The organism is Alloalcanivorax venustensis, assembly GCF_047495515.1.
GTDB lineage: Bacteria > Pseudomonadota > Gammaproteobacteria > Pseudomonadales > Alcanivoracaceae > Alloalcanivorax > Alloalcanivorax venustensis.
Map to the genome: position 1 here is coordinate 2,507,287 of NZ_CP179934.1, position 26,066 is coordinate 2,533,352.

Genomic DNA, 26,066 nt, shown 5'->3' on the forward strand with positions numbered 1-26,066 from the left:
ATGACGGGCCGGGCGCTGCTGCTCGCGCTGTTCTGGCTGCTGGCCGGAACCGCGCAAAGCGCGGTGGCGACCTTCCAGGGCGAGGCCCTGGAAGACCTTACCGGGCTGCGTACCGACCGCCTGGAAGTGGCCGCCTACCGGGACGGCGAGCTGCGCAGCGTCCGCCACCAGTGGCTGGCCTGGTCGCAGCGCGGCTGGCCCTACTTCAGCGAGGATGACGACAGCCGCCGGGCCGGAGAGACCGGCCGGGTGGGCCCCCGCGACCGGCTGCTGGTGGACGACGCCGACGGCGGCGAACGACTGCCCTCCCCCGGCCAGGAAGTAATCGGTGAACTGGCGCTCGACAGCGACGGCGAGCGGCCCGTTTATTTCTACGTGCTGGCCCGGCCGCCGTTCCAGGGTTTCACCCCGCCGGTGACCCTGGAGCGCGACGATGACGGCGACCCGCTCAGCCTGCGCACCGCGGACTACCGGCTGGAATTTCTGGACGGCAACCTGTTCCAGTGGGGCGATTTCACCTACCGGCATTACCGCGCCCCGGACGACAAACCGCAACGGACCCTGTTGGACAGTTTAAAACTGCGGCTCAGCGCCGGGGTGTTCAGCGAGGGCGCCCGCCTCACACTCACCAACGAAAACCTGGACCCGCAAATCCAGCAGGTCATCGAAGGGCCGCTGGCGACGCTGGTGTACGCCACCACCCGGGTGCGCGTGGCCGGCCTGCGCGTGCTCACCGTGCACAACCACTTCGTGCTGATGGAAAACCGGCTCGCCATCCACAGCCGCTTCGCGTTGCCCGGCATCGCCGCCACCGTGCTGCGCGACCCGCGCGCCCGGGTCAGCGTCGACGGCCACGATCTCCAGGGCGCGCGGCTGCGCACCAGCTGGACCGGCGAGCGGGAGGCGGTGGTGGACGGCCGGCTTTCGGACACCGAACGGGCCATGCTGCGGCGCCCGGTGCCGGCGGAAAACTGGCTGCGTTTCGATACCGGGCGGGGCTTCGCCCTGCTCGCCCGGCTGCACTTCGCGGAAGGCTTCGATACCGGCGCCCGGCTGATCTATCAGGACGACCCGGACCTGGAGGAAACACCGGAGCGGTTTCCCGGCCAGCAGCCCAACGTGGGCTTCGAGATGGACCGGATACCGTTCGGTGAGCGTTTCTACTTCCTGGCGGAGCTACATTTTTCCGAAAAAAACTATTTTCCCGAAGACTGAATCGCCGCCAACGCCTCACGCAGCGGCGCCGGGATCGACACCGGCCGGCCAGTCTCCCGATCAACGAACACATGCACCACGAAACCCAGCGCCTTGGCGGCTCCGGTTTCCCCGAACAGTGCTAAGCCGTAACGCACCGAGCTGTTGCCCAGCTTGTCCACGCGCATGCCGATGGTGAGCGCGTCCGGGTAGGCGGCGGCCTCGAAATAGTCGCAGCCGGAGCTCACCACATAGGCGATCACCTCGCCGTTATGGATATCCAGCCCGCCCTTGTCGATCAGATAGCGGTTGATGGTGGAATCGAAGTAGCTGTAGTACATGACGTTGTTGATATGGCCGTAAACGTCATTGTCCGCCCAGCGGCTGTCCACCGGGCACAGATAGCCGAACGCCTCGCGCCCGGGCCGTTGTTTCGCCTGCGCGGATTGGCTGTTGGCATCACTCATGGCTGCTCCTTCGATCAATACGGACAAGGCCGGCAATGATAACCTAGGGCGCAATGAATGACTCCCCAGTGACCCACAAGGAGAACACCATGGCCCCAGGCCCGTCGCGGTCCCTGCCAGCGCTGCCAGCGGTACTCGGCGCCCTGCTCCTGCTCAGCGGCTGCGTGTCGGTGGCGCAGCGGGATTACCAGCCGGCGCCCAACCCGATTCCGCGGGATATCCGCCACTATCAGTTGAGCATCGACCCGCCGTTACCGGCGGATCAGGTGCGTATCGAGGTGGTGTACCGGTCCGAGGGAGACACCTGCCCGGTGACCCAGGCGGGCACCCAGTTCCGCCCTGAACGCCAGGGCCAGAGCCTGAGTTTCCAGGTGCCGCTGGACATGTTCCGCAACCAGGACGGCTGCGAGTGGCTGCCCAATCAGCTGTGGATCGCGCTGCAGGCCGGCGGCAACTACAACACCCGCTTCAGCGTGCCGCTGGCACTGGGCCGGCAGGTGCGCTGGTGCCGGCTCAACCCGGAGCACGGCGCCTGCATGGCCCGCGAAAGCGACATCCGCCGCTATAAAATACCCGGTGGCGTGCACCGGGTGGTGGTGAGACAGGGCCGTTAATCAGGCCATGCGTTCGGCGATGCGCGTGGCCAGGGCGTACACGGTCACCTGGGGGTTCACGATGATCGAGGTGGGCAGCAGGCTGGCGTCCGCCACGTAGAGCCCTTTCACGTCATGGGTTTCGCCGTCCGAGTTGACCACGCTGGTGTCCGGGTCGGCACCCATGCGGCAACTGCCCTGCGGGTGGTAGCTCACCATGCGCAGGTGCTGGGGCTGGTTGTCGAGCCCCTCGATGGCGCCGTCGATATCCGCTTCGGAACGAATCACCCGCTTGTCGCTGGACGGCACATAGACTTCCTCGGCGCCGGAGGCCAGGTGCAGTCTGGCGGCCGCTTTCAGGGCCCGCTTCATGGACGGAAAATCCGAGTTGGCGAGCTGGTAGTCGATCACCTTGCGGCCGTCCTCCCAGCGGATGGTGCCCACGTTGTGGTCGTGGATCAGCGTCACCAGACCGGCCAGGTACTTGGCGTCCTTCATGAACTGCATGAACGGCTCGCCGGTGCCCGGCTCCGCGGTCATGCTCAGTTCCGCCAGGCCGGCGCCGCCGTCCTCCAGCACGAAACCGCCCTTGTCCGGGTGCAGAAACTCGTCCACGTACACGCCCAGCATGGCGCCGCGCCAGGCGTGCACCGGCTTCGGATAGCGCGCCGACACATACAGCGACGGGTGGCAGGCGAAGTTCTTGCCCACCTGCCCGGACCGGTTGGCCAGGCCGCCCTTCAACAGCAGCAAGGGCGTCTGCACGGCACCGGCGGCGAGGATCACCCGCTCCGCGTTGACCGTCATGTCCGCCACCTTGGCGCCGTCGTGACCGGTGACCTCGGCGCGCACACCGCGCGCCCGGCCGCCGTCGGCCAGCACCTCGGTGACGCGGGTGTCGGCGTAAATGCGGGCGCCGTGGGCGGTGGCCCAGGGCAGATAGCTGACCAGCATGGACTGCTTGCGTTCGGTCTTGCAGCCGGACAGGCAGTGCCCGGTGAGCGCGCATTCACGAATATTGCGTTTGAACGGTTTCACCGACCAGCCCAGCTTGTTGGCGCCGGCGCGGATCAGCTGGCCGTGGCGGGCGATCTCGTGTTCCTTGTTTTCCTCGATGGAGAGGTTCTTTTCCACCCGGTCGAAATACGGCGCCAGCTCTTCGGCGGTCAGATCGCTGAGCCCGAAATCCCGCTGCCAGTCCTGCAGAATAAAGTCCGGGGTGCGGAAGCACACGCAGCCGTTCACCACCGTGGAGCCGCCCACGCAGGCGCCCTGCAACACCAGCAGGTCGCCGCTTTTGTTGGTCTGGCCGCCGTGGTCCTGGTACAGGGTTTCCAGGCTTTCCGGGAAGCGCTCGGTAAAGTCTTTCGAGGGGACATAGGGCCCCGCTTCCAGAATCACCACCTTCTTGCCGCGCCGGGCCAACTCATAGCCGGCCACCGCGCCGCCGGCGCCGGAGCCGACGATCACCACGTCCGCATCCAGGGTCAGCGCACTCTGTTTAATGTCCTTCGCTTCGGTCACCGGCAAGCCGGAAGACCGCCATTGCACTTCGCTCATGCGTTGCCCTCCTCAGTGGCTTGCTCCGATTGCTGATCCGGCAGGGGCGCGTTGCCCAGATAGGCGATGCCCCAGCGGTCGGACACCGGGCCGTCGAATTCCACCGGCCCCCAGGTGCTTTCGTCGCGCCAGTAGGAGGTGTAGGTGAGCTGTTTGATCACCGTGCCCAGGGTGCGCTGCACCACATTGCCCCGGCTCCAGGCGTCGAAATAATCGCGGGCGGTGGCCTCGTCCAGATCCACGAAGCGCTTGCCGTGGAAAAACACCGCGGCGTTATCGAACAGCGTCAGCCCGGTGGCCACGTCCTTGCGGGTGGCCGCGTCCATGAAGCCGAGAATGCCCTGCACATTGCGCACCACCGGCACCTGGTCGCTGGGCGTGAGATCGGTGCCCACGGTGGGCAGCAACGCCACCCGTGCCCGGTCGAACAGATGGTATTCCTGGCGGCTCAGGCCGTCGGCCCAGTCCGGTTTCGGCCGGTCGTCCAGGGGCGAGAGGCGCAGCAGCGCGAAGCCGCCCGCGGCGGCGGCGGCCACGCCGGCACTGCCGACCAGGCCCCACTTCAGGAACCGCCGCCGGGTCACGCCCTGCTGAAAGGCCGAGGACAACCGGCGCGCTGTTTGTTGTTGTGATGACATCGGGAAATCTCGTCGAGCTCGGGGATGCCTTGAAGCTACTCAAGAGCCCCGGGCAATACAATATGTTTACCCTGACAGCGCCGCTTGACCGCTCAGCACAGCCTTTCCCATTGACCCTTCGCCGGCTTACGGATACTGTTCTTATGTACAGCATCTCAAACACTCCGGATTTCCCTTCATGCCGCCCATGCCGCCTGATTTCTTGCAACAATTGCTGGCCCGCAGGGACACCTGGTGGGGCCGCGAAAGCACCGGTACCGGCCAGGGGCAAAGCACCGGTTTCAACGACCTGGACCGGATCCTGGCCGGCGGCGGCTGGCCGGAACAGGGCCTGGTGGAGCTGCTCTGCCCCCTGCCCTGCCCGGCGGTGCTGCATCTGCTGCTGCCGGTGCTGGCCAGCGACGGCCCCGGCGCCCGCCTGATCGCCAACCCGCCGATGCGGCCTTCCGCCACCATGCTGGCCCGGGCCGGGGTGCCCCTGGACGACCTGCTGATCCTGCGCAGCGGCGACCGCGCCACCCTGCTGCGCGCCAGCTTCGAAGCGATCGCCGGCGACACCGTGCGGCTGGCGTTGCTGTGGGCCCCGGGCGGGCCGTTGCCGGCGGGCACCCTGCGGCGCCTGCATCTCGGCGCGCAACAGGGGCGCTGCCTGCTGATACTGGTGCGCCCGCGCCAGGCCGGCCGGCAACCCAGCCCGGCCCCGCTGCGCCTGGACCTGAGCTGCCCGGCCCCCGGCGAACTGACCGTCACCGTGCACAAGCAGCCCGGCGGCCGGGCCGGGCTGCACTGCCGTTTGCCGCTGCTGCCCGAGCACCTGCGTCGGCGGCCGCCGGCCTGCCGCGAGCTGCCGGCCCTGACCCGGCGCCCGGCGCCGGAACCGGCGCTGCGCACGCCGTTGTTGCGGCTGCCCGCCCCCGTCGTCCCGGAGGTGCGCCCATGAGCGCGCTGTGGCTGGCCCTGCATTTTCCGCTGCTGGCGTTGGAGGCGGAGCACGGCCCGCGCCCGGAGCCGCGCGTGCTGGTGCGCGCCAACCGGGTGCTGCTGGCCAACCCGGCGGCCCGCGCCGCCGGCGTGGAAGCGGGCCTGCGCCTGGGCACCGCCCGTGCCCTGTGCGAGACACTGGAAGTGCACGAAGCGCGGGCCGACCAGCAGCACCAGGCGTTGCTGCGCGAAGCCCGCCAACTGCTGGCGCTCACGCCCCAGGTGTGCCCGGCGCCGCCGGCCACCGTGCTGCTGGAAGTGGGCGGCTGCCTGAAGCTGTTCGGTGGTTTTAAACCGCTGCTCGCCCGCGTCGACCGCTACCGGCTGCACTGCCCGCTGACCAGCCGCCTGGGCATCGGCCCCACGCCGCTGGCCGCCTGGCACCTCACCGACCCGCCGCCCCTCGACGCGCCCCCGGAAGCGGCGCGTTTCCAGGCCTGGCTGGCGGATCTGCCGCTCGCCGAGCTGGACCTGGACGAGCGCCTGCGCCGGCGCCTGCAGGCCCCCGGTTTCCGCACCCTGGGCGAGCTGTTCCCGCTGCCCCGGGCGGCGCTGGGCAAGCGCTTTGGGGTGGACTTCCTGGACTGGCTGCAGCGTCTGCTCGGCGAGCAGGCGGACCCGCGCAAACCGATTTCCCCGCCGCGCCCGTTCCGCGAACGGCTCGACTTCGACGACCCGCTGGACGATCTGGACCGGCTCAGCGGCCCGATGGGCACCCTGCTGGCCAAGCTGGAAGACACCCTGAACCGCCACCAGGAAAGCCTGGTGACCCTGCGCTGGCATCTGTACCTGAACAACGGCCACCGGGACACACTGATCGTACGGCGCGCCCGGCAGGGCCACGACGCCGCCACCTGGCTGGACCTCAGCCAGCGGCGCCTGAGCCACCATGAATTGAGCGCCCCGCTGCTGGGCCTGGGCCTGGACGGCGGCCGCCCCCGGCCGCGCAACCCCGGCCTCGCCGAGCTGTTCCCGGACCCCGGCGCCCGCCCGCCGCTGGCCGGCCTGCTGGAAAAGCTCGCCGGCGAACCGGCGCTGGGCGTGTACCGCCCGGACCGGGGCGACGGCCATCTGCCGGAGGAAACCGAACGGGGCCGCGCGCCGCTGGCGTCGGCGCCCAAGCCGACCGCCGACGACGGCCGCGATCAGGACCGCCCCCTGTGGCTGCTCGACCCGCCCCGGCCGCTGACCCTGCGCGACCGGGTGCCCCACTGGCGCGGCCGGCCCCTGACCCTGTTCCCCCAGGAGGAACGCTTCAGCCAGCCCTGGCACGACCTGGCCGCGCGCCGCTACCGCGTCGCCCACCACCCGGACGGGCTCTGCTGCTGGGTGTTCGAGGACGACCAGGCGCGCTGGTGGCTGCAGGGCTTTTTCTGACATGGACTTCGCGGAACTGCATTGCACCTCCGCCTTCACCTTTCTCACCGGCGCCAGCCAGCCGGAGGAGCTGGTGTTGCAGGCCTGGCGCCAGGGCTACCGCGCCCTGGCGATCACCGACGACGGCTCCCTGGCCGGGGTGGTGCGCGCCTACCAGGCCCACAAGAACCTCAAAAAAGCTCTGGAGGACGAAGGCCGCACGCTGGATTTCCGGCTGATCGTGGGCAGCCATTTCCGCCTGCACCAGGACCGGGGCGAGTTGCGTCTGGTGCTGCTGGCCCGCGACCGTCAGGCCTACGGTGAAATTTCCACGCTGATCACCCGCGGCCGGCGGCGCGCGGAGAAGGGCCACTACCGGCTGCACTGGCAGGACCTGACGCGCATCGACCGCAACGCCCTGTGCCTGTGGCTGCCCGCCGGGGACGACCGCGACGATCACCACGCCGCCCTGCTCAAGGCGCATTTCGGCGAGCGCCTGTGGCTGGCCTGCGAGCTGCTCCAGGACCGCAACGACGCCCTGCACTACCGCTACTGCTATCAGCTGGCGGACCGCTTCGGGCTGGCCATGACCGCCGCCAACGACGTCCACTACCACCGGCCGGAGCGCCAGCGCCTGCAGGAGCTGCTCACCGCCCTGCGCCTGAACACCACGGTGCGCGACCTGGGCCGGCGCCGGTTCCAGAACGACCAGCGCCACCTGCGCGGCCTGGACCGGCTGGCGGAGGTCTACCCACCGGCGCTGCTGGAAGAAGCCGCCTGGATCGCCGACCAGTGCCACTTCGAAATGGACGAAATCCGCTACCAGTACCCGGAAGAAGTGGTGCCGCCGGGCCAAAACGCCGACGACTATCTCGCCGCCCTCGCCCACCAGGGCGCCGAAGCCCGCTACCCGGACGGCGTACCGGACCGGGTGCGCGCCCTGGTGGACAAGGAGCTGGGACTGATCCGACAGCTCGGCTACGCGCACTACTTCCTCACCGTGCACGACATCGTCGCCTTCGCCCGTGGCCAGGGCATCCTCTGCCAGGGGCGCGGCTCGGCGGCCAACTCCGCGGTGTGCTACTGCCTGGGCGTCACCGAGGTGGACCCGGGCCGCAGCCAGCTTCTGTTCGAGCGCTTTATCTCCCAGGAACGGGACGAGCCACCGGACATCGACGTGGACTTCGAACACGAGCGCCGCGAAGAGGTGATGCAGTACCTCTACCGCAAATACGGCCGCGACCGCGCCGCCCTGGCCGCCACCGTGATTCACTACCGCACCCGCTCGGCGGTGCGCGACGTGGGCCGCGCCCTGGGCGTGGACATGGACATTATTGAGCGCCTCAGCGGCAACCTGGCCTGGTGGGACAAACCCGACGCCCTGGTGGAACGGTTCCGGGAAGTGGGCCTGGGCGGCTCCACCCTGGGCCGTCATTACCGGGAGCTGGTGCAGGAGCTGGTCGGCTTCCCGCGTCACTTGTCCCAGCACGTGGGCGGCTTCGTGATCACCCGCGACCCGGTGCACACCCTGGTGCCGGTGGAAAACGCGGCGATGCCCGACCGCACCCTGATTCAGTGGGACAAGGACGACCTGGAATCCCTGGGCCTGATGAAGGTGGACGTGCTGGCCCTGGGCATGCTCACCGCGATCCGCAAAACCCTGGACCTGGTGCAGGGCTACCGGGGCCGCCCGCTGGCCATGCAGGACATCCCCGCCGGCGACGAGGCCACCTACGACATGCTCTGCAAGGGCGACAGCCTGGGCGTGTTCCAGGTGGAATCCCGCGCCCAGATGAACATGCTGCCGCGCCTGCGGCCGCGCAAGTTCTACGACCTGGTGGTGGAAGTGGCGATCGTGCGCCCCGGCCCGATCCAGGGCGACATGGTGCACCCCTACCTGCGCCGCCGCGACGGCCTGGAAGAAACCGACTACCCGGACGCCAAGGTCAAAGCGGTGCTCGAGCGCACCCTGGGCGTGCCCATTTTCCAGGAACAGGTGATCAAGCTGGTGATGGTGGCGGCGGGCTTTTCCGGCGGCGAAGCCGACCGCCTGCGCCGCGCCATGGCTCGCTGGGGCAAAAGCGGCGAGTTGATGGAATTCGAAGCCCGGGTGATCGACGGCATGCGCGCCAACGGCTACAGCGGCGACTACGCACGCCGCCTGTTCGAGCAGATGAAAGGCTTCGGCGGTTACGGCTTCCCGGAATCCCACTCCGCCAGCTTCGCGCTGCTGGTGTACGTGTCCGCCTGGCTCAAGCGCCACCACACCAGCGCCTTCTACTGCGGCCTGCTCAACAGTCTGCCGATGGGCTTCTACTCGCCCTCGCAGATCCTACAGGACGCGCGCCGCCATGGCATCGAAATACGCCCGGTGGACGCCCGCCACAGCCACTGGGACCACAGCCTGGAAGAGCTTCAGCGCGAGAAGCTCGGCGTGCAGCCGGCCCTGCGCCTGGGCTTGTGCCAGATCAAAGGCTTCAACCCGGAGGCCGCGCAACGCCTGGTCCAGGCCCGCGCCGAAGCGCCCTTCACCGGCGTCGGCGACCTCTGCCGCCGCGCCCGGCTCGGCCAGCGCGAACGCGAAGCCCTGGTGGCCGGCAACGCCCTGCGCGGCCTCAGCGGCCACCGCCACCAGGCCCACTGGGACGTCCAGGGCCTGGAAGGCCAGCGCCCGCTGCTCGAAGACGGCCCCCAGGGCGACCACGACGGCGTCTACCTGGACGCCCCCTCGGAATACACCACCCTGATCGAAGACTACCGCCACCTGGGCGTCAGCCTGGGCAAGCACCCCATGGCCCTGGTCCGCCACCTGCCCCGCTTCAAACGCGGCTACCGCGCCAAGGACTTGAAACGCGCCCGGCCCGGCCAGGTGGTGCGCGTTGCCGGCCTGGTCACCAACCGGCAACGCCCCGGCTCCGCCAAAGGCACCCTGTTCATGACCCTGGAAGACGAAACCGGCAACACCAATGTGGTGATCTGGAGCGCCATCCAGGAACGCTTCCGCACCGTGCTGCTGAAAAGCCCGATGGTCACCGTCACCGGCACCGTGGAAATCAGCCCCGAAGGTATCGTCCACCTGATGGCCGGCCGCCTCGACGACACCAGCGACGCCCTCAACGAACTGATCGTCCGCTCAAGAGACTTCAAATAACGAAAAGAGAATGGCTCGCTCGCGAAAGGGTGGCGCCAGCCACCCGGCGGGATACCAGAGGCCCCTAAACTTGCCAAAGCCCGTGGTCGTTGCCACCAAGAATATAAATGGCAAACTTGCCCTTGCCGGGGATTTCCGTCGGCGCCATGGCGATCTTGGCCCCCGCGGCCTCAACGTCGACTACGGCCTGATCAATATCCTCCACCAGCCAATAGGGGCGAACCACCGGCGCCTCCGTGCTTCGCAGCGGCCCTCTCACGCCGACAATCGATCCATCGGCCAAGGTGCAGGTTCTGGCGCCACCGAGTAGTTCGTCCGGCTCACCAAATCTGACGCCGTGAGCAGCCTCATACGCTTTGCATACCGCATCCACATCCTCGGATACGATCTCCAAATAGTGAACTTTCATGATTCTTTCTCCCATCTCGTAATGCCGCTCTGAGTTCGCTGATATCCGCCCCCCAGGCTGAATCACGGACACATTCCTGGTGGCGCTGAAACGCGGCCTTATCGGCAAATATCTCGTACACAATAAAGGTGTTGTTGTGCTCAGCGCTTTGAGTGACTTCAAACTTCAAGCAGCCTTTTTCTTGGCGTGAGAGATCAATATGAGTTGAGAGGGCATCAACAACACCATCAAAATCCCCGTCGGGGACAATGATCCGGCCAGTTAAGATTACTTTCGATTATGAGCAACGGGAGAGAATTCGACATCGTGGTGTACCGCGACAGCAGCTTAACGGGTCAGCTGGTGGCGGATGGTGCTGACAGCGGTGGGGCTCTTAACGAGTTGGTCGTGGGATTTCAGAAAGACAGGGGAGCGTTTCCGCTCCCCTGTCTTTTCTTACTGAGCGGAACTGACCGGTTCAGCGGGAAGAACAAAATCGCTGATGAAGAAGCCCAGCAGGCTCTCCGTGGTCCCATCCACATGACGAAAATCAACAAGTACATCCTTACCGTTATTGACCTTTACCATCGTCCATGAGCCCGTGGACTCATCGTCCAGGCTTTCCGTGAAGCGCAGGGTCCCGCTGTCCGTGGTAGTCCAGGGCGCGTCGATGGTGCTTGTCTCTTGATCCTGGGTACCGGGGGAGAACGTCATCGTGCCACTGCCATCACCGTTCAGGGACACATCGGCGCTGTCTCCCTCACCGACCAGTTCAATGGTGAAATCAGCGCTCATTCCCTCTTCGAAACCCTGCTCGGAACGCTCCACCACGGCGACGCTACGGTTGCCGACAAGATCCCGCAGTTCCACGCTGAAACGGCCTATCCGCCCGAAGGTAATGACGTCCTCCGCGTCGAAAGCCATGCCCAGATCGCCATACGGGGTTGCTTCCACCGTGGCGCTGGCGCCGGGAGCACCGGAATTGCTGGCGTCGTACAAGCCGCCTGGGCCATCGGTTTCGGTTTCGACACCGTTTACCTGGAACTGATCATTGGTGATGGAATACGTGCCCCACTCGGACGATGTCGGGGTCAGATTGTCGCCGGTATATACGTCCTGGTTATCGGAATGCGCGACCACGTAATGGCTGCCATCCAGGATCGTTAGAACATTGAATCCCACGTCTTCCGGCAGATACCAAGCGCCAACATAGTCGTTGCCCTCATTTTTAACTGCCTGGAAAGCGGTGGTGGCCTCCTCCTCGCTACCTAGAACCAGCTCATCACCCACCAGATTGATGGTATCCGAACAGAAGGTGTCGTCGCCGCAAATACCTCCCGACGCATCGGAATCACCGACCACCTCGAAGGACACGTCGCCGCTTTGCGGATTCCAGTCATAAAAGCCCCATTCGGCGGTCGCCGCGCCCTGGTCGTCATTGCCGTATTTGTGCGCGACGATATAACGGCCGCCGTGCATGAAGGTGAGAACGTTGATCTCTTCACCGTCGGGCCCTTTTCCGTTGCTGCTTTCTCCGGCGGGTTCAACGAATACCCAGCTGCCACGCAGGTCAGCCTGTTGAGACTCATTGAAATGGGTCTCCGCATCCTCGGCACTGACCAGATCCGAATTGGTTTGCGACCTTACTTCGGAATCATAAGCGGTCTCGAACGAGGCGGCTGGCTGAGCCAAATCCAATTGAGCGTTTGCCAGGTCCGTGTGGGTCTGACCCGGGATGGTAATCCCGTTATCCGGATCACCGTCCTGATCCAGCGACTGTAAAAGGCGCAGGATATTGGTGACCTGATCCGGCTGTTCGTCGCTGGCCATGTCGGCGGGAGTGACCCGGCCGGTCGCCGGTACCGAAGGCAAGGGAATGCCGCCGATCATAAACGTGACGGTGTCGCCGTCGACATAATCGTATTCGCCTAGAGCGTTGGTGCTACCGCTCCTGTTGCCCGGCGAGGTCCGGTAATTGATTCCCGCCACCGCGCTATCGGTGAAGACGCCCGTTCTTGCATTTTCGGCGGGCGCGTCTGAGCCACCGTCCGACGAAGATCCACCACCACAACCAGTCAACGCCACGGCACAAGCCAATGCAGTGAGCTTCAAGGTATTCATGATTCCTCCAGTACTATCAAACAAGTTCGAGAGCACTAGCTAATCATCTGCGACTGAAGCGCACATCCCCAAGATGGGGGATACAACCGGCTGCCACCGATCAAGACAGAAACGGCGTTCTCGAGCGCCCCTGCCGGTCGCGGGTGGCCGGTAACGCTTTCACCAATCGGGTGAGTTGCGCCTGGCTGGACACATCCGTTTTAAAGTAGATGCTCTTGATCTGACTTCGCACGGTATGCAGCGACACCCGACGGAAAGACGCGATCTTCGCGGCGGTCTGCCCACCGGCTACCAAGGCGGCGATCTCCGCCTCCGCCTGCGTGAGGCCGAGCAGGTTCGCCAGTTTTTTAGTGTCGAATTCAGGCTCCGCGTCACCATCCACCAGATAGAGGGCGGCATGGGCCGGTACCGGCATCAGTGGCCTGTCGGCATCGGGATGCAAGGGGACGACCTGCAGCAACAATGGCGACCGTTCCGGGCGCGGCAAGGCAATGACGCCTCCCGTCACCGGCGCGCCCGCCGTGCCACCGGCGAAAGAGGCCTTCAAAAGGAAATCCAGCCTCTGCTGTGCCTCGCCGTTCTGCAATAACACCCTTTTGCCAAGACGAAGAGCGTGTGGATTATCTTGGATATGACGCCACGCGGCCTCGGAAACGTGTACCGCACGCTGATTGGCATCAAGCAGTATGAAAGCGCTGAAGCGGCCCGTATGCTCCAAATACCCCTGTTTCTGCTTTTGCTGATGGATTATGGCTTCCAGTCGAAGAGCACGGCGAATATGCGGTGCCAAAGCATTGAAGGCATCGGTTTCATAACGTCTGAAATGGCCCTGACCGCCTGTCCGCTGAAAAAACATCTGAATAGTCTGGCCCTCGAACTGCCAGACCGTGCCGCTGGCGCCATGGTGAATATCAAGCTCTTTGGCCCAGTCGTTAAAAAATTCGGAACGGTAGAAGGTTTTCTGGTCGCAGATGCCGTCCAGGTAAGAAGAATAGAACTTACCCGGCGGCAGATGGGCCAGCCCCGGGCGCCAGGGACACAAATTGACGAAGTGATCCACAAAGGCTTTATGGGCCTTATCGTCAGTGTTGACCTGAACACCTGAATACACCTGATCCGCTTGTTGATTCATTACCAATAGTCGGGCCGACCGACTACCCGACTGGCGAACCATTTCTTTAAGGAACCCGTGCCAGCCGGACGCCTCGTAAGGCGCGAAGTAAAGTTGATCCAGCAAGCGCTCCGACGCCAAAAGCCCGCGCGTATTATTCATTATCCCTCCCTGAACCCTCATTGGTTATCATCTCCCCAGAGAACAAATAACCAGAAGCCGTTTATATTGTCACCTTCAAAGCGGCAGATTCAGCACCATGGCGGTAAGTTGCGATTGAGAGTGAGTACCGGTCTTGCGGTAAATGTTTTTAAGATGGTGACGAACGGTATGCAAAGACACACCCAATGCAGCGGCAATGTCCGCCGGACGGCCCCCTTGAGCAATCCGTGTCGCAATGCGTGCTTCTTGTTCCGTTAGTCCCAACCAACGAGCAATGGCGCCCTCGTCGTCTATGTCTTCACTATCGATAGCCAGAATAAAAACAGCAATCAGACCATTCGACTCGAAAATCCCATCAATTCCGGCTTCCTCGAAACTGACCAGCAAACGCACGACACCGGTCTTTTCCGGCAGTGCCATCATGCCGGAGCCTCTTTGACCCATACAGTAACGAACCAGATCCGAGAATTCCGTTTGCTTCTTATAACCGGATAGATACAAATGGTTGTCTCTTAATGTCATGCGGCTCGTTTGCGAGAGCCAGTCCTTGGCCCGGGTAGAAACAAACACGACTTCCTGTTGGACATTGAGCAGTAACAGAGCGCCCTGGTTGGGCCTGCTCACGGCGGCGTGCCGGTCCATCAGTAATCTGGAAGCGCCGTCCTGTCGTAACGCACGGGCGATATGTGGCATCAGTTCATCAAGAACGCTCCGGTCCCGTGGAGTGAAGGGGGCGCCTTCGCCGACACGTTGAACCTTCAGCTCGACCACCAGGCCATCCGCGACGAAACGGCCATGGAGTGCGCCACTATTTGCACCCTGAAAATCCGAATCACCTGCTTGCCCGGCCAGATTCTGGCCCGGAAGCTCGGCGACCACTTGTTCGGTTTGCTTGTCTATTCTCAGAAGCCGTGCAGCATCACCGCGCACAAGCTCACAAATCAGGTTCAGGCAGTCGCACCATCCGCTTCCTCCATGCGGCGCGAAATATATGCTATCGAGCACCTTTGTCAGGTCCGGTTCGCCGGCCACCTTATTCCCCTTATCAGTGATCCGGAATTATCCTAAACACCGGCGGTCCGCGGCGCATCCCCCAACCTGGGGATAAGAGTACACGCCGCGCCATGACTCTCTTGCCCATAAAAAGGCCGTTCCCCACCCTGCCCAGGGGCGCGGCACGGGGTCTATAGTAGGCGCATCATTCGCAACAGAACGGATTGCCGATTATGAGCAACGGGAGAGAGTTCGACATCGTGGTGTACGGCGCCAGCGGCTTCACCGGCCGGCTGGTGGCGGAGTATCTGCATCAGCAGTACGGCGCCGATAGCGACGTGAAGTGGGCCATGGCAGGCCGCAGCGAGGAGAAGCTGAAGGCGGTGCGCGAGGAAATCGGCGTGCCGGATTCGGTGCCGCTGATCACCGCCGACGCCGACAAGCCGGAGACCCTGGAGGCGCTGGCGAAGCGCACCCGCGTGGTGCTGACCACGGTGGGGCCGTACCAGCTGTACGGCGAGCCGCTGGTGGCGGCCTGCGCCAAGACCGGTACGGACTATGTGGATCTGTGCGGCGAGCCGGCGTGGATGCGCCAGATGATCGACGCCCACGGCGAGGCCGCCAAGGCGAGCGGCGCGCGGATCGTGTTTTCCTGCGGGTTTGATTCTATCCCGTTCGATATGGGCGTGTACTTCCTGCAGCAGTACGCCAAGGAGAACCTGGGCGCCTACCTGCCCCGCGTGAAGGGCCGGGTGCGCAAGATGAAGGGCACCTTCTCCGGCGGTACCGCCGCCAGCCTGCAGGCGACCCTGGTGGCCGCCAAGAAGGACCCGAAGATCTACCAGCTGCTCACCGACCCGTTTTCCCTGACGCCGGGCTTCAAGGGCCCGGAGCAGCCGGAGCCGAGGGAGCCGGTCTACGACGACGAGCTGCACACCTGGCTGGCGCCGTTCGTGATGGCGACCATCAACACCCGCAACGTGCACCGCTCCAACCAGTTGCTGGGCCACGCCTACGGCGATCAGTTCGTGTATGACGAGATGATCCTCACCGGCCCCGGCGAGAAGGGCAAGGCCACCGCCGAGGCGGTGACCAACGACCGCTCCCTGTCCGGTAAGGACGCGCCCAAGCCCGGCGAAGGCCCGAGCAAGGAAGAGCGCGAAAACGGCTTCTACGACGTGCTGTTTATCGGCGAGACCGCCGACGGCCGGCAGTTGAAGGCCAGCGTGTCCGGCAACCGTGACCCGGGCTACGGCTCCACCTCGCGGATGATCGCCGAGAGCGCCCTGTGCCTGGTGCAAGACGCCGACGATACCGCCGGCGGCATCTGGACCACGGCGCCGGCGTTCGGTGACAAGCTGATCAAGCGGCTGGTGGACAACGCCGGCCTGAAGTTCCAGATCGAGGGCTGATCAGGGTTCTTCCCGAATCGACTCCAGCTCGATTTCGCGGCCGGCGTTTTCCTGGTAGTGGAAAACGCCGGTGACGCGTACCCGCTTGCCCAGATGGGCTTCCACGTTTTCCACCGGCTTCAGGGCCACCCGGTTTAAGTCGTCGTCCTCGATCCAGTAGTGCAGCGGGTCCTGGAAATGGCGCACGGTGCCGGCGGTGGTCACCAGTTCGCCGTCATAGTCGGCCGGCTGTTCGGCGAGCATTCGCAGCGGCGCCGCCTGAGGCGCGTCGGAATAGTCGCAACCGGCCAGACCGATCAGCGCGGCCAGCAGCGCCGCCCTGCCCCACACCGACCGTCTAGCGCTCACCGTCACCTCCATCGGGGTGCACTTCCCATTCCGGCTCTTCGAATTCGCCCAGCGGGGTGATCTCGCAGGTGCGGGCGTGTTTTTCCAGAATCGCTTTGACCTTGGCGCTGCGGCTGTCGTCCTTGGCGTCCCGGTGCGCCTTTGAGTCCCAATGGGCGATGGCCAGCAGGGTGTCCGGCTCGCCGATCTTGCGGTGCAGGTAGGTGCCGCGGGCGCCCGGCGTCTGCTGGATGATCTCGCTGGCCTCGATCCAGCCCTGGGCGTATTCCTCCACGGTGTAGCCGTCCTTCATGCGTACTTCGAAGATGTACTTCATTGCAGTCTCCTGTTGGGGTTGGCATCGGGGCTCAGCCCTGCACCCACCAGCGGTCCGAGGTTTCCACCAGGCCGGCGTCGCGCAGCGCCTGGCGCGCCTGTTCGCGGCCGTCGCCGTTGAGAAAGGCGCCCAGCTCCAGGCGGGTGTCGTCGTCGCACAGATGCAGGCCGATCATGTCCACCTCCTTAACCGGCAGCACCACGTGCAGGTGCGCCGCCGGGCGCGCCAGAATCCACTCCCGGTCCGGGCCGCGCACGCCCTCGTGCAGCACCACCCTGCCCCGCTCCACGGCGATGCGCTGGTGCAGGTAGGACAGGCGGAAACAGACCCGGTAGAGCAGATAGCCGATCAGCCCCACCTCGATGAACGCGAACGGCAGCGCCAGCCAGATGCCGGCCAGGGTCCAGGCCGCCGCCACCGTGAAAACCACCACCGCGATCAGCGCGATAAAGCGTTTCACCTGGGGCCAGTCGGCGGAGAGGTGAGGCTTCAGCGTCACCACCGTGACGCCGTTCCGGGATTCAGTTGCCACCATAAGAAGGGGTCTCCAATACCGCATGCACTGCGGACCCTGTATCGGTAGCATAGGCCGCCTGAATTTCCTATCAACCTGACCCGGAGGCATACATGGGGTGGTGGAAGTCACGCCGGCTTCGTTTTCTGGCATCCAGCGTGGTGGCGCTGTTCGCACTGTTCGTGGTTATGAGAGCGGTGTTCTTCGCGTTCTTCTCCGAAGTGGGCGACACCGTGCAGGCGGATTCCGGCGACCTTTACCATGCCCTGGGCGTGGGGCTGCGCTTCGATCTGCGGCTGGCGTTGCTGATGGTGCTGCCCCTGGCGGTGCTGGCCTGGCTGCCGCGCTTTAACCTGGTGCGCTCGGCCCCGGTGCGGGTGCTGGGGCTGGTGTACATCACCCTGGCGGTGCTGGTCGTGGTGCTCACCTACATCCTCGACTTCGGCCATTACGTCTACCTGGGCGACCGGCTGAACGTGACCGCCTTCCGCTTCCTGGAAGACACCGCGATCTCCACCCGCATGGTCTGGGAAAGCTATCCGGTGGTGTGGATCACCCTGGGCTGGCTGGCCGTGACCGCGGTGATGGCGCTGATTTTCCGGGCGCTGGCGCGCCGTTTCCTGCTGCGCGCGCCGATGCCCATGGGCACCGGCAGCAAGTGGATCGGCGGCGTGGTGGTATTCCTGGCGCTGGTGTTCGGCCTGCTCGGCCGGGTCTCCGACATCAACCTGGAAAACCCGGTGCCGCTGCGCTGGAGTGACGCCTTCGCCTCCGGCAATAACGCGGTGGCGGCCCTGGGGCTGAATCCGGTGCTGTTCCTCTACGACACCACCCTGCTCAGCAGCGAGCCCTTCGACCGCGAGGCGGTGGAGAAATACTACCCGCTGATGGCGGACTTCCTGGCGCTGCCGGAGCAGGCCCGGGAGCCGCTGAATTTCGAGCGCAACGTGTCGGTCCAGCCGCACCGGCTGGACGTGGACCGGCCGCCGAACATCGTGGTGGTGATGCTGGAATCGCTGGGCGCCAGCCGCGTGGGCGCCTACGGCACACCGTTCGACCCCACCCCCAATCTCGACCGCATCGCCCGCGAAGGCTGGTTCTTCGAGCACTTCTACGTGCCGGTCACCGGCACCGCGAAAAGCATCTGGGCGTTTCTCACCGGCATCCCCGACGTGGCGCCGGAGGAGACCGCCAGCCGTAACCCGCTGATCGGCCACCAGCGCAACATCGTCAACCAGCTGGAGGGCTACCGGAAGCTGTACATGGTGGGCGGCAACGCCGGCTGGGCCAACCTGGAGGCGGTGCTCACGCGCAGCATCGACGACCTGGAGCTCTACGAGGAAGGCGACTGGCAGTCGCCCAACGTGGACGTCTGGGGCATCTCCGACCTGAACCTGTTCAAGGAATCCCACCGGATTCTGGAGGCCCTGCCGTCGGACCAGCCGTTCTTCGCCTTTATCCAGACCGCCGGCAACCACCGGCCCTTCACCATTCCGGAGAACAACGACGACTTCGAAACCCGTTCGCCGCCGGAACAGGAACTCAACGCCAACGGCTTCCGCAATACCGCCCAGTACAACGCGGTGCGGCTGCTCGACTACAACGTGGGCCGCTACATGGACATGGCCCGGGAAAGCGATTACTTCGATAACACCATTTTCGTGTTCTTCGGCGACCACAACAATCGCATCACCACCCTCTCGCACATGCCGCCCTTCCAGGAGCAACTGGGCCTGGAAAGCCACCATGTGCCGCACATGCTGTACGCCCCCGGCATGCTGGAGCCGCGCCATGTGAAAGACGTGGTCAGCCTGGTGGACGTGATGCCGACCCTGGCCGGCATGCTGGGTATGGAATACCGCAACACCACCCTGGGCCGGGACATCCAGATGCCGGCCCCGGAGGGCGAACGCAGCGCCTTCGTGGTACTGCGCGAGGGCCCGGCGCCGCAGATCGGCATGGTCACCCGCGAGCACCTGGCGCGCCTCAACCACGACGGCGAAGCGGCCACCCTGCACGAGCTGTACAGCGACGAGCCTGAGCAGGACCGGGCCGGCGACGACCCGGAAACCTTCCAGAAGCTGTTCGATCTGGCCCGGGGCACGTACGAGACCTCCCGCTATCTGTTCTACGACAACGCGGTGAACGACGGCAAAGGCGAGAAAGCGGCCTCCGGAGACGTTGAACCGGAAGGGGCACGGTAAGGCCAAGCCATGTCCTTGCCGCTGGAAGAAACCGGCTGCGTGGTGATCGGCGCCGGCGTCATCGGTCTGGCGGTGGCCCGGCGCCTGGCCCGGGCCGGCCAGGCGGTGGTCGTTCTGGAGGCGGAAGCCCACATCGGCGAGCATCTTTCCTCGCGCAATAGCGAAGTGATCCACGGCGGGCTCTACTACCCGCCCGGCTCGCTCAAGGCGGAAACCTGCCTGCGCGGCAAGGCGCTGCTCTACGAGTACTGCGCCGCCCGGGGCATCGCCCACCGCCGCTGCGGCAAATGGGTGGTGGCCGGCCCCGGCCAGACGGGGGCTTTGGAGGACCTGTACGCCAACGCCCGCGCCGCCGGCGCCAAGGGGCTCAGCCTGGTGAGCCGCGAGCGGCTGCGCCGGGAGGCGCCCTGGCTGCGCGCGGAGCAGGCGCTGGAGAGCGCCACCAGCGGCATCGTCGACAGCCACGGCCTGATGGCCAGTCTGGCCGCGGAAGCGGAAAACCACGGCGCGGTGATCGCCCTGCGTCACAGGGTGACGCATATCGACTGCCGGCCGGGGCGTTTCACCCTCACCGTGGAAGGCCCGGACCAGCCTTTCCAGCTGCGCGCGGAGCGCCTGATCAACGCCGCCGGCCTCGGCGCGGTGCCTCTCACCGGCCTGATGGACGGGTTGCCGGAAAAGCATCGGCCGGAACAGCGCTTCGCCAAGGGGCACTACTTCAAGCTGCGCGGCAAACCGCCCGCCGAGCGGCTGATCTATCCCCTGCCCGACGCCGACGGCCTGGGCGTCCACCTGACCCTGGATCTGGCCGGCGGCGCCCGTTTCGGGCCCGACGTGGAGTGGGCGGAACGGCCGGACTACCGGGTGGACGAAAGTCGCCGGGAAAGCTTCGAGCAGGCGGTGCGGCGCTACTGGCCGGGCCTGCCGGCGGGCGCGCTGCAGCCGGACTACGCCGGCGTGCGCCCCAAGCTGTGGCTGGACGGCAAGCCCTACCGGGACTTTCTGATCCAGGGCCAGGGGGAGCACGGTATCGACGGCCTGGTAAACCTGCTCGGCATTGAATCGCCGGGGCTTACCGCCGCCCTGGCGCTGGCGGAGCGACTCGAAGAATCGGCATAACTATGGAGTTGGAACAGGCCTCTGGGATCCTCCGGGGCAACCGTTGCCGGCAAGCTTTGCTTGCCTTTCGCGGGCGGGGCCCGCTCCCACAGCGCCCTCACCTCCACAAATTTCAGGCACAAAAAAGCCCGGCGCGAAGGCCGGGCTTTTTCGTTGATACCGATGTTACATCGGGATCAGAGCTTGCTGTCGAGCTCCGGAACGGCCTCGAAGAGATCCGCCACCAGGCCGTAGTCCGCCACCTGGAAAATCGGGGCTTCCTCGTCCTTGTTGATGGCAACGATCACTTTGGAGTCCTTCATGCCGGCCAGGTGCTGAATCGCACCGGAGATGCCCACCGCCATGTACAGCTGGGGTGCGACGATCTTACCGGTCTGACCCACCTGCATGTCGTTGGGTACGAAGCCGGCGTCCACGGCGGCGCGGGAGGCACCGACGGCGGCGCCCAGCTTGTCGGCCACCTTGTACAGGATCTCGAAGTTGTCGCCGTTGCCCATGCCGCGGCCACCGGAGATCACGATGTCGGCGCTGGTCAGCTCGGGACGGTCGGACTTGGCCAGCTCTTCGCTGACAAAGCTGGACAGACCGCTGTCTTTCACCACGTCCAGGTTTTCCACGGACGCGGAGCCGCCTTCCGCCGCCACGCCGTCGAAGGAAGTGCCACGCACGGTGATCACTTTCTTCTCGTCGGTGCACTTGACGGTGGCGATGGCGTTACCGGCGTAGATCGGACGACGGAAGGTGTCGCCGTCAACCACGTCGGAGATCTCGGAGATCTGGGCGACGTCCAGCAGCGCGGCCACACGCGGCGCGAAGTTCTTGCCGGTGGTGGTGGCGGCGGCCAGGATGTGCTTGTAATCGGCGCCCACTTCGGCGACCAGCTCGGCGATGTTCTCGGCCAGCTGATGCTCGTAGGCGTCGTTGTCGGCGCACAGTACCTTGCTCACGCCTTCCGCCTTGGCGGCTTCCTCGGCCACGGCGCCGCAGCCTTTGCCGGCGACCAGCACGGTGATGTCACCGCCGATTTCCTTGGCGGCGGCGAGAACGCTCAAAGTAACCTTGTTGAGCGTGGCGTTGTCGTGTTCGGCGTAAACTAAAACACTCATCAGATCACCTTCGCTTCGTTCTTCAGTTTCTCGACCAGCTCGTCCACGGAGCCCACCATAACGCCCGCCTTGCGCTCGGCCGGTGTTTCCACCTTCTCGATGGTCACGCGGGGGGTCATATCAACGCCCAGATCAGCCGGGGTTTTAACGTCCAGCGGCTTCTTCTTGGCTTTCATGATGTTGGGCAGGGAAGCGTAGCGCGGCTCGTTGAGACGCAGGTCGGTGGTCACCACCGCCGGCAGTTTCAGTTCCACGGTCTGCAGGCCGCCGTCGATTTCACGGGTCACCTTGACCTTGCCTTCTTCCACGTTCACTTCAGAGGCGAACGTGCCCTGGGGCATGCCGGTCAGAGCAGCCAGCATCTGGCCGGTCTGGTTGTTGTCATCGTCGATGGCCTGTTTGCCGAGGATCACCATTTCCGGCTTTTCCTCTTCAACGATGGCTTTCAGCGCCTTGGCGATGCCCAGCGGCTGAATCTCTTCATCGGTTTCCACCAGGATGGACCGGTCGGCGCCCAGCGCCATGGCGGTGCGCAGCTGTTCCTGAGCGGCTTTCGGGCCGATGCTGACAGCGACGATTTCGGTCACGACGCCTTTTTCTTTCAGGCGTACCGCTTCTTCCACGGCGATTTCGCAGAAGGGGTTCATGGCCATTTTCACATTGGCGAGATCAACGCCAGAGTTGTCCGCCTTCACGCGAACCTTAACGTTGTAGTCAATGACTCGCTTGATGGGTACAAGAACCTTCATAGGATCCTCGGAATCTTCCACTTGGTGACTGAAGTCGCTTCCGTCCGGGGGCTGCCACAAAGCAGGGTTTGGAAGCCCACCGTGCCTTGTGGCAACCCGCCCGAATACTCGCTTTCACCAGTACTTAATAAGGACGGAAACGATGAAAGAGGCGAGACGACGCCGAACGCCGGGGCCCCGCGCGAGAGCCGGTATCTTGAACGCTGCCCCCCGGCAGGTCAATAGGCCGAAGTCGGGTAAGCGGATGATTTTGCTGCCAATTGTGTCGTTGTTTCATGACCCGCCGGTCGCCGATATCCTTGTAAATCAACCACCTGGCAAGGGATAATCCAAACAAGTGTTTGAATCGGCGTGAAAGTCGATTCCGAAAAGTGGTGCGATATGGAGGATGCCTTTATACTCCGCGCCACCCCAAGAGAACCGAAAGCTAGGAGACAGGCTGTGGAACGCGAATCTATGGAAGTCGACGTCGTCATCGTCGGCGCCGGTCCGTCCGGTCTGGCAACCGCATGCCGCCTGGGTCAAATCGCCCAGGAAAGCGGTCAGGAACTCAGCGTCGTGGTGGTGGAGAAAGGCTCTGAAGTAGGCGCCCATATCCTCTCCGGCGCGGTATTCGAGCCGCGCGCGCTTAACGAGCTGTTCCCCAACTGGAAAGAACTCGGCGCCCCGCTGAACACCGAAGTCGGCGGCGACGAAATCTTCTACTTCACCGGCGCCGAGAAAGGCTCCAAGGTGCCCAACCCGTTCGTGCCCAAGACCATGCACAACGAGGGCAACTACGTTATTTCCCTGGGCAACCTGTGCCGCTGGCTCGCCGAACAGGCGGAAGGCCTCGGTATCGAAGTGTTCCCCGGCTTCGCCGCCACCGAAGTGCTCTATAACGAGGACGGCTCGGTGAAAGGCATCGCCACCGGCGATTCCGGCATCGACCACAACGGCGAGAAGAAGCCCAGCTACACCCCCGGCATGGAGCTGCACGCCAAGTACACCGTGTTCTCCGAAGGCTGCCGCGGCCACCTGGGCAAAGGGTTGATGGAAAAATTCAACCTGCGCGAAGGCGTCGATGCCCAGCACTACGGTCTGGGCATCAAGGAACTGTGGGAAATCGATCCGGCCAAGCATCAGCAGGGCCTGGTGGTGCACACCGCCGGCTGGCCGCTGAGCGAATCCGGCTCCCACGGCGGTGGCTTCCTGTACCACATGGAAGACAACCAGGTGACCCTGGGTCTGATCACCGACCTGGGTTATTCCAACCCGCACGTTTCACCCTTCGATGAAATGCAGCGCTGGAAAACCCACCCGGAAATCAAAAAATTCCTGGAAGGCGGCAAGCGCGTCAGCTACGGCGCCCGGGCCATCGCCAAGGGCGGCCTGCAGTCCCTGCCGAAGATGACCTTCCCGGGCGGTCTGCTGGTGGGCTGTGACGCCGGCACCCTGAACTTCGCCAAGATCAAGGGTAACCACACCGCCATGAAGTCCGGCATGATCGCCGCGGAAGTGATTTCCAAGGCCATCAAGGACGGCCGTGGCAGCGACGAGCTGACCGAGTACAAGAGCCAGTTCGAGAGCAGCTGGGTGTTCGAAGAGCTGCACACGCAGCGCAACTTCGGCCCGGCCCAGCACAAGTTCGGCAACCTGCTGGGTTCCGCCTTCGCGTTCGTGGACCTCAACATCCTCAACGGCAAGATGCCGTTCACGATGCGGGACACCACCCCGGACCACGACACCCTGAAGCCGGCGGATCAGTGCAAGAAAATCAGCTATCCCAAGCCGGACGGCAAACTGACCTTCAACAAACTGGATTCGGTGTTCCTGTCCAACACCAACCATGAAGAAGATCAGCCCTGCCACCTGACGCTGAAGGACCCCAGCGTGCCGATCGAGTACAACCTGCCCAAGTACGACGAACCGGCGCAGCGCTACTGCCCGGCGGGCGTGTACGAAGTGGTCGAGGACGAAAGCACCGGTGACAAGCGCTTCCAGATCAACGCGCAGAACTGTGTGCACTGCAAGACCTGCGACATCAAGGACCCCACCCAGAACATCCACTGGGTGGCGCCGGAAGGCACCGGCGGCCCGAATTACCCGAACATGTAATTCGGCGGGCTCAATCGCAACAAGAAAGGCGCCTTAACGGCGCCTTTTTTGTGTCCGGAATTTGGGCTGCGGGCCCTTGTGCGAGCACCTTGTGGGAGCGGGCTTGTGGGAGCGGGCCCCGCCCGCGAAAGGGAGCGAAGCTCCCGGCGGGATACCAGAGGCCTGTCTAACGGCAGCTCAAACAAGCTCTCTGGAATCCCGCCGGCCGGCTTTGCCGGCCTTTCGCTTGCAAGCAAGCTCCCACAAGTCGCCTAATGCTGGCCGCTGGGGCGTGAGCGGCGCAGTGCCGCCGCCTGCCGGCGCTCGGCGCGCTGGCGCCACCATTTCTGGACGCGGCGCTCAAAGGCGTTGAGCAGGCCCAGCGGCGGCATCGCCGGCATGTACAACTGCGGGTCCGGGTAGTCGCGTTGGATGCGTGGCTTCTGTTGCATGACTCTCTCCTTCATGACGCTCTCCTTGATCGGTCGCCGACCGGGCACCGTCCCGGCCTATGGAAGAAAGCATGCAGGCTTCACATTGTTAACTCCAACGAAAAGAACTACATTATCCATTCAGAAATATTGAACGATTGGAGAGCCCGCCATGACCGTCGCCAAGGCCCGGCCGGAGAACGCCTCGCTGCCTCTTCTCGACACCGACACCCTGCGGACTTTCGTGGCCATTGCCGAGAACGGCAGCTTCACCCGCGCCGCCCATCAGGTGTTCCGCACCCCGTCCGCGTTGAGCATGCAGATCAAACGCCTGGAGGAGACTCTGGGCCAGAGCCTGTTCATACGCGAGGCGCGCCGGGTGTCCCTGACGCCGGAGGGGGAGGTGCTGCTCGGCTACGGACGCCGGCTGCTCAAGCTCAACGAGGAAGCGGTGGGCCGGTTTCTGGCGCCGTCCCTGGAAGGCAGCGTGCGCCTGGGCACGCCGGACGATGTGGGCACCCGGGTGCTGCCCCAGGTGCTGACCCGCTTCGCGCGCTCGCACCCGGCGGTGCAGGTGAACGTGAACGCCGGGCGCAGCATCGACCTGCTGAAACGGCTCGACGACGGCGAACTGGACCTGGCGCTGGTCACGCTCGGCTACAGCGATCTGAGCGCCAAGCGTGGTGAGGTGGTGCACACCGAGCCGCTGGTCTGGGCCGGTCGCGACGGCGGCGTGGCAGTGCAGCGTTCGCCGCTGCCGCTGTCGCTGGCCAACCACGGCTGTGCCTGGCGGGAGATGGCGCTGGGCGCGCTGGATAAAGCGGAAATCAGCTACCGGGTGGCCTACAACAGTGAGCACTGCGCCGGCCAGGAAGCGGCCATGCTGGCCGACCTGGCGGTGGCGCCCTTCCCCGCCAGCCTGGTGCAGCCGCCGCTGCGGGTGCTCGGCCCGGAAAGCGGCCTGCCCGCCCTGGGTGATTACCAGATCGCGCTGGTGCGCCGCGACGGCTCCGGCCCCGCCGCCGAAGCCCTGGCGGAACAGGTGGTGCAAACCTTCCGCGAGCGGCGCTGACACG

Annotated in this window: 24 protein-coding genes; 10 read left to right on the forward strand and 14 right to left on the reverse strand. The window is 64.8% G+C overall.

The window, feature by feature from the left end; all coding sequences use genetic code 11:
- Positions 1-1,215, forward strand: a complete 1,215-nt coding sequence (locus ACMG4O_RS11755; protein ID WP_414433834.1) for a hypothetical protein — start codon at positions 1-3, stop codon at positions 1,213-1,215.
- Here ACMG4O_RS11755 and ACMG4O_RS11760 read toward each other — a convergent pair.
- The gene (locus ACMG4O_RS11760) at positions 1,197-1,661 is read right to left on the reverse strand and encodes an acyl-CoA thioesterase (RefSeq protein ID WP_414433835.1); all 465 of its coding nucleotides are present in this window, start codon (positions 1,659-1,661) and stop codon (positions 1,197-1,199) included. The genes ACMG4O_RS11755 and ACMG4O_RS11760 overlap by 19 nt on opposite strands.
- An 89-nt stretch (positions 1,662-1,750) precedes the next feature.
- On the opposite strand from ACMG4O_RS11760, the gene ACMG4O_RS11765 reads away from it, so the two are divergent.
- Positions 1,751-2,275, forward strand: a complete 525-nt coding sequence (locus ACMG4O_RS11765; RefSeq protein WP_414433836.1) for a hypothetical protein — start codon at positions 1,751-1,753, stop codon at positions 2,273-2,275.
- On the opposite strand, the gene ACMG4O_RS11770 is transcribed toward ACMG4O_RS11765, so the two are convergent.
- Positions 2,276-3,814, reverse strand: coding sequence for a GMC family oxidoreductase N-terminal domain-containing protein (locus tag ACMG4O_RS11770; protein WP_370201756.1), 1,539 nt, complete (start codon positions 3,812-3,814; stop codon positions 2,276-2,278).
- On the reverse strand, positions 3,811-4,452 hold the full coding sequence (locus ACMG4O_RS11775; protein WP_142948835.1) for a hypothetical protein: 642 nt from the start codon (positions 4,450-4,452) through the stop codon (positions 3,811-3,813). The genes ACMG4O_RS11770 and ACMG4O_RS11775 overlap by 4 nt, the downstream gene beginning before the upstream one ends.
- 178 nt (positions 4,453-4,630) lie before the next feature.
- Between ACMG4O_RS11775 and ACMG4O_RS11780 the strand changes: the two genes are divergently transcribed.
- The 3 genes from ACMG4O_RS11780 to ACMG4O_RS11790 are packed head-to-tail and all read left to right on the forward strand — an operon-like array spanning position 4,631 to position 9,940.
- The gene (locus tag ACMG4O_RS11780) at positions 4,631-5,392 is read left to right on the forward strand and encodes an SOS cell division inhibitor SulA (protein WP_142948836.1); all 762 of its coding nucleotides are present in this window, start codon (positions 4,631-4,633) and stop codon (positions 5,390-5,392) included.
- A complete protein-coding gene (locus ACMG4O_RS11785) occupies positions 5,389-6,810 on the forward strand; it encodes a Y-family DNA polymerase (protein WP_142948837.1) in 1,422 nt (473 codons plus the stop codon). Before ACMG4O_RS11780 ends, ACMG4O_RS11785 begins: the two co-directional genes overlap by 4 nt.
- A gap of 1 nt (position 6,811) precedes the next feature.
- Positions 6,812-9,940, forward strand: coding sequence for an error-prone DNA polymerase (locus ACMG4O_RS11790; protein ID WP_414433837.1), 3,129 nt, complete (start codon positions 6,812-6,814; stop codon positions 9,938-9,940).
- 64 nt (positions 9,941-10,004) lie between these two features.
- On the opposite strand, the gene ACMG4O_RS11795 is transcribed toward ACMG4O_RS11790, so the two are convergent.
- The 5 genes from ACMG4O_RS11795 to ACMG4O_RS11815 form a co-directional block, all read right to left on the reverse strand.
- Complete coding sequence (locus ACMG4O_RS11795) at positions 10,005-10,349, reverse strand: VOC family protein (protein ID WP_142948890.1); 345 nt, start codon at positions 10,347-10,349, stop codon at positions 10,005-10,007.
- Positions 10,288-10,617, reverse strand: coding sequence for a putative quinol monooxygenase (locus ACMG4O_RS11800; protein ID WP_414434864.1), 330 nt, complete (start codon positions 10,615-10,617; stop codon positions 10,288-10,290). The genes ACMG4O_RS11795 and ACMG4O_RS11800 overlap by 62 nt, the downstream gene beginning before the upstream one ends.
- A gap of 167 nt (positions 10,618-10,784) precedes the next feature.
- Complete coding sequence (locus ACMG4O_RS11805; RefSeq protein WP_194856445.1) at positions 10,785-12,449, reverse strand: hypothetical protein; 1,665 nt, start codon at positions 12,447-12,449, stop codon at positions 10,785-10,787.
- A gap of 100 nt (positions 12,450-12,549) precedes the next feature.
- A complete protein-coding gene (locus tag ACMG4O_RS11810; protein ID WP_067604834.1) occupies positions 12,550-13,722 on the reverse strand; it encodes a helix-turn-helix transcriptional regulator in 1,173 nt (390 codons plus the stop codon).
- A gap of 75 nt (positions 13,723-13,797) precedes the next feature.
- Complete coding sequence (locus tag ACMG4O_RS11815; protein WP_414433838.1) at positions 13,798-14,754, reverse strand: helix-turn-helix transcriptional regulator; 957 nt, start codon at positions 14,752-14,754, stop codon at positions 13,798-13,800.
- A gap of 194 nt (positions 14,755-14,948) precedes the next feature.
- Here ACMG4O_RS11815 and ACMG4O_RS11820 point away from each other — a divergent pair, with 194 nt between their 5' ends.
- Positions 14,949-16,127, forward strand: a complete 1,179-nt coding sequence (locus tag ACMG4O_RS11820) for a saccharopine dehydrogenase family protein (RefSeq protein ID WP_142948841.1) — start codon at positions 14,949-14,951, stop codon at positions 16,125-16,127.
- Here the strand turns inward: ACMG4O_RS11820 and ACMG4O_RS11825 are convergent, their stop codons facing one another.
- From ACMG4O_RS11825 to ACMG4O_RS11835, 3 genes are read right to left on the reverse strand one after another with little or no spacing between them, the layout of a single operon-like run.
- On the reverse strand, positions 16,128-16,475 hold the full coding sequence (locus tag ACMG4O_RS11825) for a hypothetical protein (RefSeq protein WP_142948842.1): 348 nt from the start codon (positions 16,473-16,475) through the stop codon (positions 16,128-16,130).
- Positions 16,465-16,791, reverse strand: coding sequence for an antibiotic biosynthesis monooxygenase family protein (locus tag ACMG4O_RS11830; protein WP_194856441.1), 327 nt, complete (start codon positions 16,789-16,791; stop codon positions 16,465-16,467). Before ACMG4O_RS11830 ends, ACMG4O_RS11825 begins: the two co-directional genes overlap by 11 nt.
- A gap of 31 nt (positions 16,792-16,822) precedes the next feature.
- On the reverse strand, positions 16,823-17,326 hold the full coding sequence (locus tag ACMG4O_RS11835; RefSeq protein ID WP_185956915.1) for a DUF2244 domain-containing protein: 504 nt from the start codon (positions 17,324-17,326) through the stop codon (positions 16,823-16,825).
- Positions 17,327-17,418: 92 nt separating this feature from the next.
- Here ACMG4O_RS11835 and ACMG4O_RS11840 point away from each other — a divergent pair, with 92 nt between their 5' ends.
- On the forward strand, positions 17,419-19,509 hold the full coding sequence (locus tag ACMG4O_RS11840; protein ID WP_414433839.1) for an LTA synthase family protein: 2,091 nt from the start codon (positions 17,419-17,421) through the stop codon (positions 19,507-19,509).
- A 9-nt stretch (positions 19,510-19,518) separates the two neighbouring features.
- Positions 19,519-20,628 carry an NAD(P)/FAD-dependent oxidoreductase gene (locus tag ACMG4O_RS11845; protein WP_414433840.1) on the forward strand — a complete coding sequence of 370 codons (1,110 nt, stop codon included), beginning with the start codon at positions 19,519-19,521 and terminating at the stop codon, positions 20,626-20,628.
- Between the two features lie 176 nt (positions 20,629-20,804).
- On the opposite strand, the gene ACMG4O_RS11850 is transcribed toward ACMG4O_RS11845, so the two are convergent.
- Entirely contained in the window at positions 20,805-21,734 is a 930-nt protein-coding gene (locus ACMG4O_RS11850; protein ID WP_370210337.1) for an electron transfer flavoprotein subunit alpha/FixB family protein, read from the reverse strand.
- Positions 21,734-22,483, reverse strand: a complete 750-nt coding sequence (locus tag ACMG4O_RS11855; protein WP_142948847.1) for an electron transfer flavoprotein subunit beta/FixA family protein — start codon at positions 22,481-22,483, stop codon at positions 21,734-21,736. The genes ACMG4O_RS11850 and ACMG4O_RS11855 overlap by 1 nt, the downstream gene beginning before the upstream one ends.
- A gap of 441 nt (positions 22,484-22,924) precedes the next feature.
- Here ACMG4O_RS11855 and ACMG4O_RS11860 point away from each other — a divergent pair, with 441 nt between their 5' ends.
- Positions 22,925-24,580, forward strand: a complete 1,656-nt coding sequence (locus tag ACMG4O_RS11860) for an electron transfer flavoprotein-ubiquinone oxidoreductase (protein WP_414433841.1) — start codon at positions 22,925-22,927, stop codon at positions 24,578-24,580.
- Positions 24,581-24,831: 251 nt separating this feature from the next.
- Here ACMG4O_RS11860 and ACMG4O_RS11865 read toward each other — a convergent pair whose 3' ends face one another.
- A complete protein-coding gene (locus tag ACMG4O_RS11865) occupies positions 24,832-25,011 on the reverse strand; it encodes a hypothetical protein (RefSeq protein ID WP_414433842.1) in 180 nt (59 codons plus the stop codon).
- A 151-nt stretch (positions 25,012-25,162) separates the two neighbouring features.
- Between ACMG4O_RS11865 and ACMG4O_RS11870 the strand changes: the two genes are divergently transcribed.
- Positions 25,163-26,062, forward strand: coding sequence for a LysR substrate-binding domain-containing protein (locus ACMG4O_RS11870; protein WP_414433843.1), 900 nt, complete (start codon positions 25,163-25,165; stop codon positions 26,060-26,062).
- Positions 26,063-26,066: the final 4 nt, after the last annotated feature.

Coding starts and splice junctions, on each gene's coding strand:
- ACMG4O_RS11775 (WP_142948835.1), bottom strand. CDS start 4,452: ATGTCATCACAACAACAAACAGCGCGCCGGTTGTCCTCGGCCTTTCAG.
- ACMG4O_RS11795 (WP_142948890.1), bottom strand. CDS start 10,349: ATGAAAGTTCACTATTTGGAGATCGTATCCGAGGATGTGGATGCGGTA.
- ACMG4O_RS11850 (WP_370210337.1), bottom strand. CDS start 21,734: ATGAGTGTTTTAGTTTACGCCGAACACGACAACGCCACGCTCAACAAG.
- ACMG4O_RS11760 (WP_414433835.1), bottom strand. CDS start 1,661: ATGAGTGATGCCAACAGCCAATCCGCGCAGGCGAAACAACGGCCCGGG.
- ACMG4O_RS11810 (WP_067604834.1), bottom strand. CDS start 13,722: ATGAATAATACGCGCGGGCTTTTGGCGTCGGAGCGCTTGCTGGATCAA.
- ACMG4O_RS11845 (WP_414433840.1), top strand. CDS start 19,519: ATGTCCTTGCCGCTGGAAGAAACCGGCTGCGTGGTGATCGGCGCCGGC.
- ACMG4O_RS11770 (WP_370201756.1), bottom strand. CDS start 3,814: ATGAGCGAAGTGCAATGGCGGTCTTCCGGCTTGCCGGTGACCGAAGCG.
- ACMG4O_RS11855 (WP_142948847.1), bottom strand. CDS start 22,483: ATGAAGGTTCTTGTACCCATCAAGCGAGTCATTGACTACAACGTTAAG.
- ACMG4O_RS11785 (WP_142948837.1), top strand. CDS start 5,389: ATGAGCGCGCTGTGGCTGGCCCTGCATTTTCCGCTGCTGGCGTTGGAG.
- ACMG4O_RS11830 (WP_194856441.1), bottom strand. CDS start 16,791: ATGAAGTACATCTTCGAAGTACGCATGAAGGACGGCTACACCGTGGAG.
- ACMG4O_RS11820 (WP_142948841.1), top strand. CDS start 14,949: ATGAGCAACGGGAGAGAGTTCGACATCGTGGTGTACGGCGCCAGCGGC.
- ACMG4O_RS11805 (WP_194856445.1), bottom strand. CDS start 12,449: ATGAATACCTTGAAGCTCACTGCATTGGCTTGTGCCGTGGCGTTGACT.
- ACMG4O_RS11835 (WP_185956915.1), bottom strand. CDS start 17,326: ATGGTGGCAACTGAATCCCGGAACGGCGTCACGGTGGTGACGCTGAAG.
- ACMG4O_RS11840 (WP_414433839.1), top strand. CDS start 17,419: ATGGGGTGGTGGAAGTCACGCCGGCTTCGTTTTCTGGCATCCAGCGTG.
- ACMG4O_RS11780 (WP_142948836.1), top strand. CDS start 4,631: ATGCCGCCCATGCCGCCTGATTTCTTGCAACAATTGCTGGCCCGCAGG.
- ACMG4O_RS11790 (WP_414433837.1), top strand. CDS start 6,812: ATGGACTTCGCGGAACTGCATTGCACCTCCGCCTTCACCTTTCTCACC.
- ACMG4O_RS11765 (WP_414433836.1), top strand. CDS start 1,751: ATGGCCCCAGGCCCGTCGCGGTCCCTGCCAGCGCTGCCAGCGGTACTC.
- ACMG4O_RS11755 (WP_414433834.1), top strand. CDS start 1: ATGACGGGCCGGGCGCTGCTGCTCGCGCTGTTCTGGCTGCTGGCCGGA.
- ACMG4O_RS11865 (WP_414433842.1), bottom strand. CDS start 25,011: ATGCAACAGAAGCCACGCATCCAACGCGACTACCCGGACCCGCAGTTG.
- ACMG4O_RS11870 (WP_414433843.1), top strand. CDS start 25,163: ATGACCGTCGCCAAGGCCCGGCCGGAGAACGCCTCGCTGCCTCTTCTC.